Origin of the sequence: Enterococcus timonensis, from assembly GCF_900104595.1 — a bacterium.
Lineage (GTDB): Bacteria > Bacillota > Bacilli > Lactobacillales > Enterococcaceae > Enterococcus_J > Enterococcus_J timonensis.
Genome location: NZ_FNVY01000004.1, coordinates 689,593 through 702,022, shown reverse-complemented (window position 1 = coordinate 702,022; position 12,430 = coordinate 689,593). Strand labels below are relative to the sequence as shown.

The 12,430-nt window shown below is 39.3% G+C and carries 12 protein-coding genes; all 12 read left to right on the top strand.

The features are described from left to right. The first annotated feature begins 149 nt into the window (after nucleotides 1-149). The 12 genes from BQ5341_RS08035 to BQ5341_RS07980 all read left to right on the top strand — a co-directional run bounded on the left by BQ5341_RS08035 (nucleotide 150) and on the right by BQ5341_RS07980 (nucleotide 12,423). Nucleotides 150-992 (top strand): shikimate dehydrogenase family protein, encoded by an 843-nt coding sequence (locus tag BQ5341_RS08035; protein WP_071131486.1) that lies wholly within the window; start codon nucleotides 150-152, stop codon nucleotides 990-992. After that, a complete protein-coding gene (gene aroF / locus BQ5341_RS08030) occupies nucleotides 989-2,011 on the top strand; it encodes a 3-deoxy-7-phosphoheptulonate synthase (RefSeq protein WP_071131485.1) in 1,023 nt (340 codons plus the stop codon). The genes BQ5341_RS08035 and aroF overlap by 4 nt, the downstream gene beginning before the upstream one ends. Continuing rightward, nucleotides 2,001-3,032 carry a 3-dehydroquinate synthase gene (gene aroB / locus BQ5341_RS08025; RefSeq protein ID WP_071131484.1) on the top strand — a complete coding sequence of 344 codons (1,032 nt, stop codon included), beginning with the start codon at nucleotides 2,001-2,003 and terminating at the stop codon, nucleotides 3,030-3,032. The genes aroF and aroB overlap by 11 nt, the downstream gene beginning before the upstream one ends. 9 nt (nucleotides 3,033-3,041) lie before the next feature. Continuing rightward, the gene (gene aroC / locus BQ5341_RS08020; RefSeq protein ID WP_071131483.1) at nucleotides 3,042-4,202 is read left to right on the top strand and encodes a chorismate synthase; all 1,161 of its coding nucleotides are present in this window, start codon (nucleotides 3,042-3,044) and stop codon (nucleotides 4,200-4,202) included. Nucleotides 4,203-4,258: 56 nt separating this feature from the next. Continuing rightward, entirely contained in the window at nucleotides 4,259-5,521 is a 1,263-nt protein-coding gene (gene aroA / locus BQ5341_RS08015) for a 3-phosphoshikimate 1-carboxyvinyltransferase (protein WP_071131482.1), read from the top strand. Then, nucleotides 5,518-5,997, top strand: coding sequence for a shikimate kinase (locus BQ5341_RS08010; RefSeq protein WP_071131481.1), 480 nt, complete (start codon nucleotides 5,518-5,520; stop codon nucleotides 5,995-5,997). The genes aroA and BQ5341_RS08010 overlap by 4 nt, the downstream gene beginning before the upstream one ends. Nucleotides 5,998-6,071: 74 nt before the next feature. Next, the gene (locus BQ5341_RS08005) at nucleotides 6,072-7,388 is read left to right on the top strand and encodes an LCP family protein (protein WP_071131480.1); all 1,317 of its coding nucleotides are present in this window, start codon (nucleotides 6,072-6,074) and stop codon (nucleotides 7,386-7,388) included. Between the two features lie 38 nt (nucleotides 7,389-7,426). After that, on the top strand, nucleotides 7,427-8,272 hold the full coding sequence (locus BQ5341_RS08000; protein WP_071131479.1) for a DegV family protein: 846 nt from the start codon (nucleotides 7,427-7,429) through the stop codon (nucleotides 8,270-8,272). A gap of 75 nt (nucleotides 8,273-8,347) precedes the next feature. After that, nucleotides 8,348-9,886, top strand: a complete 1,539-nt coding sequence (glpK, locus tag BQ5341_RS07995; RefSeq protein ID WP_071131478.1) for a glycerol kinase GlpK — start codon at nucleotides 8,348-8,350, stop codon at nucleotides 9,884-9,886. Between the two features lie 280 nt (nucleotides 9,887-10,166). Then, nucleotides 10,167-11,423: a tyrosine--tRNA ligase gene (gene tyrS / locus BQ5341_RS07990; protein ID WP_071131477.1), complete on the top strand. Its 1,257-nt coding sequence runs from the start codon at nucleotides 10,167-10,169 to the stop codon at nucleotides 11,421-11,423. A gap of 75 nt (nucleotides 11,424-11,498) precedes the next feature. Further along, nucleotides 11,499-12,002, top strand: a complete 504-nt coding sequence (locus BQ5341_RS07985; protein ID WP_071131476.1) for an AAA family ATPase — start codon at nucleotides 11,499-11,501, stop codon at nucleotides 12,000-12,002. A gap of 124 nt (nucleotides 12,003-12,126) precedes the next feature. Continuing rightward, nucleotides 12,127-12,423 (top strand): AbrB/MazE/SpoVT family DNA-binding domain-containing protein, encoded by a 297-nt coding sequence (locus tag BQ5341_RS07980; protein ID WP_071131475.1) that lies wholly within the window; start codon nucleotides 12,127-12,129, stop codon nucleotides 12,421-12,423. The last annotated feature ends 7 nt before the right edge of the window (nucleotides 12,424-12,430 follow it).

The following is a 12,430-nucleotide window of genomic DNA, read 5'->3' as shown; positions in this document are numbered from 1 at the left end:
TTCTACGGCCCAAAACACTAATTTTTCAACCTTGATTTGACAAGGAATTTTTCCATCGGTATACTTTCTTTGAGTCAAATCGCGTGAAAAACAATTTACAATTTACAGTTGAGTTGTAGCTTGCGCTACAACTTTTTTTTGGAGGTTTTATGATACAAAAAAAAATAGTGCTATTAGCCGATCCGGTGAATAAATCTCTTTCCCACTTATTGCAAAATTTTTTGCTGAAAAAAATGGCTTTTCCAGCTGAATATTCTCTACAACAAACACCAATCAATTTACTAGAAGAGACCATTCAACAATTAAAATCCGAAAACTTTTTGGGCGGGAATTTATCTCATCCTTTAAAGCAAGCGATCATTCCTTTAGTCGATGAAATGACCCCAATTGCTAAAAGTGCCCAAAGTATCAATACGATTGTTTATCAAGAGGGTCTTTTAAAAGCCACCACCACAGATGGGGAAGGTTTTTTTAATAGTTGGCTTAAAAATTTTCCGGCTAAAGAACTTTATTTTTTAGGTGGCGGGGGAGCTACTTTAGCAATTATTAATGCCGCCAATACATTTGGTGTCCATCATATTTTTATTTTACAAAGAAAAAATCAACGCTTTTTTACCCTAGAACAAAAAGTAAAACAGTTAGAAAAAAATGCTCGTCTAAAAATTACCTTAGTGCCTTGGACCACTGCGAATTTACAACTTTTTTTGCAACAGGAGTATCTCGTTCAAGCCACCACACAAGGTCTGAAAGGCGAAAATTTTTTACCGCCAGATTTTCATTTCCGCTCAAATCAAAAAGTATTTGATTTAATTTATGCCGGAAACTTAACGCCTTTTTTACAGGCTGCTAAAAACGACGGCGCTTATTACCAAAATGGCCTCGGCATGCTAGTAGAACAAGGCGTCTTATCTTTTACCTTTTGGACGGGGCTTCATATACCCGCCGATTTAAAAATTCAAGCGTATCACTTATTGGAAGGAAGTTTACAATGATTATTGTTATGAAAGAAAATAGCACCACCGAAAATTTGGCTGAAGTAGTGACTGCCGCTAAAAAACAAGGATTTATTCCGCAAATTAACGAAGGAAAACAAATAACGATTGGCCTGATTAATGTACCGCAAAATTTTCCCGAAGATTTTTTTAATAATCTTGCCGGTGTAAAACTTGCCCAACATGTCAATCTTACTTATAAATTAACCTCGCGCATTTTTCATCCACAAGACACGATTATTCAAATAAAAGATGTCACCATTGGCGGCGGGACTTTCACCACTATGGCGGGTCCTTGCTCCGTGGAAAGTTATGACCAAATCATGGCTACGGCCGAAACTGTCAAAAAAGCCGGCGGACAAATTTTACGCGGCGGAGCTTATAAACCAAGAACAAGTCCCTACGCCTTTCAAGGTTTAGAAGAAGAAGGCTTAGAATTATTAAAACAAGCCGCCGATGCTTTTGATTTATTAGTAGTAACGGAAGTTATGGATCAAGAACATCTTGACGTCGTAGGACAATACACCGACATTTTCCAAATTGGTGCTCGCAATATGCAAAATTTTTCTTTGCTTAAAGCTGTCGGCAAATTAAATCGCCCGACTGTCTTAAAACGTGGCATGGCTGCGACGATTGATGAGTGGCTGAATGCTGCTGAATATTTAACGACGAGTGGCAATCAACAAGTCATGTTTATGGAACGAGGGATTCGGACTTTCGAAACTCAAACCCGCAATACGTTAGACGTGGCGGCCATTCCTTTAATGAAAAAATTAACTCATTTTCCAGTACTAATTGATCCAGCCCACGGGACAGGTCGCTTTGATTTGGTAGCTCCCATGGCTATGGCTGGAATGGCTTGTGGTAGCGACGGCTTAATGGTGGAAGTTCATCCAAATCCTGCTGAGGCATTATCTGACGGGCCGCAATCTTTAAATTTCAAACATTTTAACGACATGATGCAACAACTTGATTATCTCAAAAATGCTTTAGCAAAAGGAGACGCTAATGGAAATTAAAACGAGTCAAAAAAATTATCCTGTTTACTTAGAAGATCATCCTTTAAAACATTTTAAAAAAGGCTCAATGGATAAAATTTTACTAGTTACTGACGAAAATGTCGGTAAAATTTATTTAGCGCCGATTAAAGATTATTTCCAAACACAAGGTCTAGAAGTGACTACTTTTGTTATTCATCCTGGTGAAGCATCTAAATCCTTAATTGGTGCTGAAAAAATGTATCACGTCTTATTAGGGGAACATTTTACCAAAAGTGATGGTATTGTCGCATTAGGCGGTGGCGTGGTAGGAGACTTGTCAGGCTTTGTCGCTAGTACTTATTTAAGAGGACTTCCTTTTTACAACATTCCCACCAGCTTACTTGCCCAAGTCGATGCCTCCATTGGCGGAAAAACGGCGGTTAATTTAGCGGAAGGGAAAAATCTAGTCGGGACTTTTTATCAACCAGAAGCCGTCTTTATTGATCCTTATTATTTAGAAACGTTGCCTGAACTAAGAATGGCAGAAGGTTTTTCAGAAATTATTAAAATGGCCGCCGGTTTTGATGCGGATTTTTTTGCGCAATTAAATCATTTTTTAAAAGAAAATTGGGAAGACGAACGACTAGAAATCATTGAAAAAGCCCTAACGATTAAACAACACGCTATTGAAGGCGATGTGTTTGATAACGGCCAGCGCCTAAAATTAAATTTCGGTCACACATTAGGCCACGCATTAGAAAAAAATTCTGAATTTACTTATTCTCACGGTGAAGCGGTGGCTCTTGGCATGGTGGCGATCACTAAAGAAAGTGAACGTCGCGGCTTAACGAAGGCCGGAACGACCCAACAATTAATAGCGATTTTAGAAAAATTCAATTTACCAACCACTTGGCCGGAAGTAGATATGGAAGAGATCATGGATACTTTACGTTTTGATAAAAAAGGACGAGGCGACACAATTCAATTGGTGATTTTAAAAGAAATCGGCATCGCCGAAATTTTTCCAGTTTCCTTTGATGCTTTTTCTATGTGGTTTTAGGAGGATATTATGCGCTATTTAACAGCTGGGGAATCCCACGGGCCTAAACTTACCGGAATTCTGGAAGGATTTCCGGCCAATTTTTCTCTTTCTGAAGAAAAAATAAATCAAGCACTTTCTTTACGGCAACAAGGATACGGTCGGGGCGGACGGATGAAAATTGAAAAAGATCAAGTGATTATTACTGCTGGCGTTCGTCACGGTATGACTTTAGGCAGTCCCATTGCTTTAGAAATTACGAATCGTGATTCTAAACATTGGCAAGGAGCAATGTCGGCCTTTTCTGCTGATGAAAAACAAGATGAACTAAAAAAAGTCACCACGCCGCGCCCTGGACATGGAGATTTAGTCGGTGGTCAAAAAAGAAATTTTTCAGATTTGCGCAATGTTTTAGAACGAGCTTCCGCTAGAGAAACGGCGATGCAAGTAGCGATTGGCAATATTTGTCGCCAGCTATTATCGGCTCTAGGAATTGAAATTGTTAGTTTTATTACGCAAATTGGTGATGTAAAAATTTCTACGCCAAAAGATTTAACCTTGGATAAAATTACTTCTTTAAAAAACGACAGCCAATTTTTAACGTTAGATGCCAAAAAAGATGCCGAAATTATTCAAATGGTGAATAAGGTTTCTAACAGCGGAGACACATTAGGCGGCGTGATTGAAGCCCACGTCTTTGGCTTACCCGTTGGTCTTGGGGATTACATACAAGCGGATAGCAAGTTGGATGGAACTTTGGCACAAAGTATTATGGCCATCAATGCTTTTAAAGCGGTGGAATTTGGCGAAGGCTTTGCCTTAGCTGGAAAATTAGGTTCTGAAGTGCAAGATGAAATTATTTATGAAAATAAATATCAACGTGCCAGTAATCATTTAGGCGGATTTGAAGCAGGGATGACTAATGGCGAAACGCTCATTATTAGAGGCGCTATGAAGCCCATTCCCACGCTGAAAAAATCTTTGCAAACTGTTGATATTACTACGAAACAAAAAACCACCGCTCAAAAAGAGCGCGCCGATGTGATGGCAGTAGAAGCGGCCAGCGTGGCTTTAGAACAAGTAATTGCTCGCACCCTTTGCCAAGAAATTCTCGAAACTTTTCCAAGTTTTGATTTTCCATTTTTACAAGAAACATTTCTCCGTTACCAAAAACGAACCAAGGAATTTTAATTTAGCATTTTAGTACTTTAGCATTTTAGCATTTTAGCATCTTAGGGGGTATCTTGATGAAAATTGTTCGCGGAAATTCGATTAAAGGAACGCTGACAGTTCCCGGGGATAAATCCATTTCTCACCGCGGATTATTGTTAGGCGCAGTGAGTCGCGGTGAAACGGTCTTGGAAAATTTTTTATTAGCCGATGACACGCTGGCTACAAAGACTGCCTTAGAAAGTCTTGGCGTGCCCATGACACAAAAGGGACGCACAATAACCATTTCTGGACAAGATTGGCAACTGACAAAATCCAAACATCCGTTAGATTTAAAAAATGCCGGAACTGGCTTGCGCTTATTAGCTGGTATTTTAGTGGGCCAACCATTTTCTAGTCAGCTAACAGGGGACCGTTCTTTAATAAAACGGCCCATGAAACGCATTGTGGACCCGCTAAGTCAAATGGGCGCTAATATCACCGGGGACACGCCGCCATTAACAATTTTGCCAGTGAAAAGTTTGCAGCCGATTGATTATTTAATGCCCATCGCCTCAGCACAAGTCAAGTCCGCTATTATTTTGGCTGCTTTACAAACCCCAGGGAAAACCACTATTACCGAAAAAATTAAAAGTCGTAATCACACGGAAGAAATGGTTAAACAATTTGGCGGAGATCTGACCGTTGAGGATCAAAAAATCACTGTTGTTGGTGGCAATAAATTATCAGGAACCAGAGTTAAAATTCCTAATGATTTTTCAGCCGCGGCTTTTTTTCTTTGTGCCGCCAGTGTCATTCCCCAAAGCCAACTTGTTCTACCAAACGTTGGTTTATCAAAACGACGCTCCGGATTTTTACGGATTTTAAAACAAATGAACGGACTTATAGAAATTGAACAAAATTCTGACAAGCTAAGTGGCACTTTAATTGTCAAAGCCAGTCACTTAAAAGGCAGTCACATTTCTGGCCAACTGACTGTTGATGCTTTAGATGAATTGCCTTTAGTAGCACTGGCTGCCACACAAGCACAAGGAAGCACCATTGTTTCTGGTGCTTCAGAACTAAAGCATAAAGAATCCAATCGACTGCATTTAGTCGCCACAACTTTAAATAAAATGGGAGCACAAATCACAGAGACCTCTGACGGTTGGCAAATTACAGGTCCCACACCGCTTCACGGCGCTGAGGTGGATAGTTATGGCGATCACCGCCTGGCCATGATGCTTTTTATTGCTGGAAAAATCGCTACCGGAATTACTCACCTAACAAATAGCGAAGCTGCCACCGTCAGTTATCCTGATTTCTTCTCTGATTTCAATCGTCTGGAGGAAAAGTCATGATTCTTATTGGCTTTATGGCTAGCGGAAAAACAACAGTCGGGCAAATTTTAGCAACCCAAATGGGAAGTAATTTTTGTGATCTCGATGCTTTATTTTGCGAAAATTATGGACAGATTAATCAATTTTTTGACCAATTTGGTGAAGAAGCATTTCGAAAAAAAGAAAGTGAATTATTAAAACAACTACCAAAAACCGAAATTGTAGCAACTGGCGGTGGCGTCGTGGAACGAACTGAAAATCTTTCTTACCTCAAAAAATTTTCACCGATTATTTTTTTAGAGACTCCTTTTGAAACTATTATCAAACGCCTAGAACTAAGCCAACAAACAGCGCGCCCTTTAGCTAATCAACTGGAAACTCGTTTTGCCGCTCGCCAAAAAGTTTATCAAGAGTGGGCTGATGTGGTGATTATCACCACGAATAAAACACCGGCAGAAATTGCTGAAGAAATTTTATCAGTTCTTAAAAAGCTCTAATAATTTTATAAATTTTTTCCAGAATGAATCAAAACTACTTTTTTTTGCTATGCTTTTGTGAAGGAGTGAAAAATATGTCTAAAGAAGATGAATTTTTAAGTCGCAAAGATTACCGTCAGCAGCATGAATCTGAAGCAAATGAAGAACCACTGCGCCCGAAAAATACCCAAAGAAATGATTATCGACCAAAAAATCGGGACAATTATCAATCTGAAAGCGAAAATTGGCAAGAAAATAACTGGGAAACTAATCAAGATTTTGCTGAAAATAATCAGACGCAAACGAAGCGCCCCGCTAAAAAACAAAAAAAATCCCGGCGCCAAAAAAAATCTAGCTTTAATCAACCAGTAAAAACCCATTATGATTACCAAAATTCTAATAATAAACGACAAAATCAATCGAACCAAAAATCACCATCACAAGGACTATCTTCACAAAAAAGACCAGCTACCCAAGCAAAATCAACCCAAGGAGTACCCCCTAAACGTCAAAAACGCCATCATTTTTTAAGAAACTTATTTATTTTCATTCTCATTATTTTAGGGTTAATTACTTGGCAATATTTTGCCGGAGTTAAGATCGCCAAAGATACTATGGGTGGGCAAGCGGCACCGACAGAAACCTTTAATGGGGTGAAATCGGCGGATGGCTCCACCAATATTTTGCTAATTGGATCTGATCAACGACCTAATGAAAATCAAGCTTCCCGCGCGGATACGATTATGATTCTTCATTTGGAAAGTGGCCAAAAACAACCGAAACTTATTTCAATTATGCGGGACACGTACGTCACTATACCTGGATACGGCGCCAATAAAATCAATGCCGCTTATGCTTTTGGTGGCGCAGAATTATTGCGACAAACTATAAAAGAAAATTTCCAACTGGATTTGCGTTACTATGTTCGAACTGATTTTGAATCCTTTGAACAAGTGATTGATATTTTGTATCCAAAAGGTATTGAACTGAACGCTGAAAAAGATTTAGATTTAGACGGCGTCACCATTCAAGCAGGCAAGCAAAAGATGACCGGCCATGTTTTATTACAATATGCCCGTTTCCGAAAAGATGAAGAAGGGGACTTCGGTCGAATTCGTCGTCAACAACAAGTGATTGATGGCATTATCCAACAAGCCAAAAGTCCAGCGACCCTTATCCATTTGCCAAAAGCTACGGGAGCTGCCATGACTTATACCTCAACTGATTTACCGACAACTTTTGTCGCTTTCCAAGGACTTAATTATTTAGTCAAAGGAGCAACAGGTGTTGACCGCTTGTCCATTCCTGTCGATAATTCTTGGAGTTATGGATCCTATGCGGATGCCGGCAGCGTGTTAGAAATCGATTTGGCGCAAAACCAACAAGCAATCACTACTTTTTTTAACGAGTAAATCTATGGTAAAATTATTGGTGGAAAGGAGGAAGATAAATGAAGACAGCTATCATCACCGATTCATCCGCTTATTTAAGCCCCAGTGATATTTCCCATCCGGATTTGACTATTATTCCGATTCCCATTATCGTTGATGAAAAAATTTACAACGAAGGTCTTGATCTTGATGAAACGAATTATACGGCTGTTTTAAATCAGGCCCAAACTTTCCCTAAGACGAGTCAACCAGTTATTGGTGAAGTTCTTTTGAAAATGGAAAATTTGCGGGCATTAGGTTACACCGATGTAGTGGTAATCACTTTATCAAGCGGTATTTCTGGCTATTTTAATACACTTTACACCTTAAAAGAGGAAGTTCCTGGTTTAACTATTTGGCCTTTTGACTCCAAAATCACTAGCGTTCCCATGGGGGCGATGGTTCAAAGAGCGTTGTCTCTAGTGGATTTACAAACTAGTCCGCAAAATATTATCGAAACGCTTAGTGAGATGCGAGAAAATACGCGGGCCTTTATGATTGTCGATGATCTGCAACATTTGGTTCGGGGTGGTCGATTGAATAACGGCGCGGCAATTATTGGCGGGCTTTTAAAAATTAAGCCTGTTCTAACTTTTGAAGAAGGACACATTGTTGTCGCTGAAAAAATTAGAACGAGTAAAAAAGCATTTTTACGGACCCGAGAGCTACTCAGCCAAGAATGGGAACATCATCCTGAATATCGTTATTTTATTATTCATGCCAATAATTTGGCGCAAACCAAAGAAGAGCAACAGCAATTATTAAGTAAACATCCGCAAATGGATTTAGAAATTGCCTATTTTTCACCAGTCATTGGTTTGCATTTAGGCGATCAATCTTTAGGATTCGGTTGGGTGAAGAAATAATTTATAAATTTAAAAAAAGCGGGGAACTTTTTCCTCGCTTTTTGTTATAATTAAAGTAAAAAAGGAGGGGATAGCTTGTATTTATTAGCCATTGATCAAGGAACTACTAGCTCACGGGCGGTCATTTATGATCAAGAACTTCAAGTCATGGCCAGCGCTCAAAAAGAAATCCAGCAATCATTTCCCCAAAGCGGCTGGGTGGAGCATGATCCTAACGAAATTTGGCAATCAGTGCAGTCGGTGATGGCCGATAGTTTGATTACTAGTAATATTCGCCCCGACGAAATTAAAGCCATTGGAATTACTAATCAAAGAGAAACCACTGTCGTCTGGGACAAAAAGAGTGGCCAAGCCATTTATCCAGCTATTGTTTGGCAGTCACGGCAAAGTGCGCCTTACGCTAAAAAACTACAAGATGAAGGACTCGGTTCTTGGATTCAAGAAAAAACTGGTCTAGTCATTGATGCTTATTTTTCCGCTACTAAAATTCGTTTTATTTTAGACCAAGTAGAAGGCGCGCAAGAGCGGGCTGAAAATGGCGAATTACTTTTTGGAACGATCGATACTTGGCTCTTGTGGAAATTAACGGACGGGGAGCAACATAAAACTGACTACACCAACGCTTCTCGCACGATGCTTTTTAATTGCGAAAAATTAGCGTGGGATGAAGATATTTTAGCCAAATTAAATATCCCTAAAAAAATGTTGCCAGAAGTTTGTAGCAATGCCGGAAAATTCGGCGCAACAAAACCATTTCACTTTTTTGGCCAAAAAGTACCGATTTGTGGGATGGCCGGCGATCAACAAGCCGCGCTTATTGGACAAATGGCTTTTGAAAAAGGAGAAACAAAAAGTACATACGGCACTGGTGCTTTTATTGTTATGAATACCGGCCATAGTTTGAAACGGTCCGATCATCAATTATTATCCACCGTGGCCTATCATATCAATGGCGAAGTGTGTTATGCCTTAGAAGGAAGTATTTTTGTGGCCGGTTCAGCGATTCAATGGTTGCGCGATGGCCTCCAACTTTTTGAAAAAGCTGAAGAAACGCAAGCACTGGCGCTAAAGGCAAGCGATAACGATAATCTTTATGTCGTGCCAGCTTTTACAGGACTAGGAGCGCCGTATTGGGACCCTGAAGCCCGCGGTGCCATGTTTGGCATCACCCGCAGCACTACTAAAGAAGATTTGGTAAAAGCGACTTTACAAGCTGTTGCTTACCAAGTGAAAGATATTTTGACCACCATGGAAAAAGATACTCATTTGCCACTGAAAATTTTAAAAGTCGATGGCGGTGCGGCTCGAAACGATTACTTACTTCAATTTCAAGCTGATTTATTAAATTTAACTGTACAGCGGCCAGAAAATATCGAAACCACGGCGCTAGGAGCAGCCATTTTGGCGGGACTTGGTTTAGGTTGGTGGAAAGAACTAGCCGAAGTGAAACAATTGACCCAGGTTGGAAAAATTTTCAAACCAGAAATGAACGAAGAAACTAGAGAAAAATTATATGCCGGCTGGAAGCAAGCTGTAACGGCCACTCAGCTTTTTAAAATGTCTGATGAACCAAACCGTTCAAAGACTGAAACTGACCTTGACAAATCCAAATGAAGCTTATAAACTAGACATACATTGTGAAAACGCAGTAGAGAGGCGACCTCTTTTTTAGCGAGTTACTGGTTGGTGGAAAGTAACAAATGTCGGCTGTCGAATTACATTTTCAAAAAAATTTAGCCATAATTTTACTAGCAATGCGTCTGATCGGCGTTAACGATTTGGAGGCAGTTGATCATAAATATTGACTGCGAACATGGGTGGTACCACGATAATTCGTCCCTGAGTGAAAACTCAGGGGCTTTTTTTATGCAAAAATTTAAGGAGGAATATGAAAATGAATATTATTGATGAATTAACTTGGCGAGGTGCGCTAAATCAGCAAACGGATGCAGAAGGATTAAATAAACTAGTCACTGATAAAAAGATTTCTTTATACTGCGGAGTCGATCCCACGGGAGATTCCATGCATATTGGTCATTTAATTCCTTTTATGATGATGAAAAGATTCCAATTAGCCGGCCATCATCCATATATTTTAATTGGCGGTGCCACTGGGGCGATTGGTGATCCATCTGGGCGCAACTCAGAACGCGTTTTACAAACAATGGAGCAAGTCGATGCCAACGCTGAAGCTTTAGCTGCGCAAATGACAAAATTATTTGGCGCCGATGCTGAAGTGACCATGGTGAATAACTACGACTGGTTGAGCCAAATTTCATTATTGGAATTTTTACGAGATTTTGGGAAAAACTTTAATTTAAATACGATGCTAGCTAAAGATGTAGTGGCTTCTCGTTTAGAAGTCGGGATTTCTTTTACCGAATTCACTTATCAAATTTTGCAATCAATCGATTTTCTACATTTATTTGAAAAACATGGCGTCCAACTGCAAATCGGCGGTGGCGATCAATGGGGCAATATCACCGCCGGAATTGATTTGATTCACCGAATGAAAGGCAACCAAGCGGAAGTTTATGGTTTGACAATTCCTTTAATGTTAAAAGCTGATGGAACAAAATTTGGTAAATCAGCCGGTGGCGCTGTTTGGTTAAATCCTGAAAAAACTTCCCCTTACGAATTTTACCAATTTTGGTTGAATCAAGATGATCGTGATGTTGTAAAATATTTGAAATACTTTACCTTCTTAGATGAAAATGAAATTGAACTTTTAGCCCAAGAAGTAGCGACTCAACCTGAAAAACGCAGTGCGCAAAAACGTTTAGCGGAAGAGGTGACTACCTTTGTTCATGGACCAGCAGAACTAAAAGAAGCACAAAAGATTACTGAGGCTTTATTTAGTGGTGATTTGCAAGATTTAAATGCTCAAGAAATTAGCCAGGCTTTTGGTAAAATGCCAACAGTGGAGTTAAGTCCGGAGCCAATTAATGTCGTTGAGCTACTAGTTGGCACGAAAATTTCTCCTTCTAAACGCCAAGCACGAGAGGATGTCTCAAATGGTGCCATTACTATTAACGGGATTCGCGTGACTGAAGTGGCCACAATGATTGATCCCAAAGATCATTTCGATGGTCAATTTGTAGTCATTCGTCGTGGTAAGAAAAAATATTTCTTAGGTAAAGTTAGCCAATAAAATCTTTTACTTAAACATGCATGCAGCCAGCCGCTTACTTGAAGCGGTTGGTTTTTTTGAAAAGGGGAGAGCTCGATGACCAAATATATAATTATTCGCGGAAATTCCGGCAGTGGAAAATCTACCGTTGCTAAACTTTTAAGAGAACAACTACAAGAATCAACAATAATCTTAGGTCAAGATACTCTGCGCCGAGAAATCCTCGGAGTTAAAGATCGACCTGAAAATTTAACTTTAAAACTACTGCCAGATTTAATTACTTTCGGTTCGAAATATTTTCCGGTAGTGATTATTGAAGGGATTTACAGTAATCAAGTTTATGGACCATTTTTCCAACAATTTTTAGCTGATCATGCTAAAGAGACACTCGTGTATTATTACGACTTAAGTTTAGAAGAAACGAAAAAGCGTCATGCCAATCGCCTAAAAGCCCAAGAATTTGGAGATGACTTATTGAAACGATGGTATTTACCTAAAGATTATTTAAACGTTCCTCAAGAAAAAATGATTGATCAAAAAGCAACTGCTAAAGAACTAGTACCTCAAATTATCCAAGACCTCAATAATCTCAGAGATTAGTTGACATAATTAAATTATCATCTTGTAGATAGTCTGATTCAAAAAGTTTCATTTGCTTTTTAACAGTATATACTGTTAAAATATAGAAAAACAAACAGTATATACTGTTGAATTGGAGGCTTTTATGGATTTTACTGATGTTCCTTTTTTAAAAAAGAAACAAGAGCAACAACAACCGACTAAAACTAAAAATGAATTAAAAGGTAATCGTCTCACCTCAACGGCCATAGGAAAAGAGGCAATTTCGGCCTTTCGCTTAAGAAAATCAGGTAATTCGACAATCGTCACCATTCCCGATCATGTTTTAAAACTACTCGAAGCTGCAGTCGGGGACTACGTGGAATATGTCTATTTACCAGATGAAAAAATAGTCGTCATGCAAATCGCCGATCCCCACGCAAAAAAGAAGAAAAAATTTTAAAAAGTTC

Bases quoted from the DNA above. Each gene is read 5' to 3' on its own strand.
- BQ5341_RS07980 (WP_071131475.1), top strand. From the start codon at position 12,127: ATGGATTTTACTGATGTTCCTTTTTTAAAAAAGAAACAAGAGCAACAA.
- aroC (WP_071131483.1), top strand. From the start codon at position 3,042: ATGCGCTATTTAACAGCTGGGGAATCCCACGGGCCTAAACTTACCGGA.
- aroA (WP_071131482.1), top strand. From the start codon at position 4,259: ATGAAAATTGTTCGCGGAAATTCGATTAAAGGAACGCTGACAGTTCCC.
- BQ5341_RS08000 (WP_071131479.1), top strand. From the start codon at position 7,427: ATGAAGACAGCTATCATCACCGATTCATCCGCTTATTTAAGCCCCAGT.
- aroF (WP_071131485.1), top strand. From the start codon at position 989: ATGATTATTGTTATGAAAGAAAATAGCACCACCGAAAATTTGGCTGAA.
- BQ5341_RS08005 (WP_071131480.1), top strand. From the start codon at position 6,072: ATGTCTAAAGAAGATGAATTTTTAAGTCGCAAAGATTACCGTCAGCAG.
- BQ5341_RS08035 (WP_071131486.1), top strand. From the start codon at position 150: ATGATACAAAAAAAAATAGTGCTATTAGCCGATCCGGTGAATAAATCT.
- aroB (WP_071131484.1), top strand. From the start codon at position 2,001: ATGGAAATTAAAACGAGTCAAAAAAATTATCCTGTTTACTTAGAAGAT.
- BQ5341_RS07985 (WP_071131476.1), top strand. From the start codon at position 11,499: ATGACCAAATATATAATTATTCGCGGAAATTCCGGCAGTGGAAAATCT.
- BQ5341_RS08010 (WP_071131481.1), top strand. From the start codon at position 5,518: ATGATTCTTATTGGCTTTATGGCTAGCGGAAAAACAACAGTCGGGCAA.
- tyrS (WP_071131477.1), top strand. From the start codon at position 10,167: ATGAATATTATTGATGAATTAACTTGGCGAGGTGCGCTAAATCAGCAA.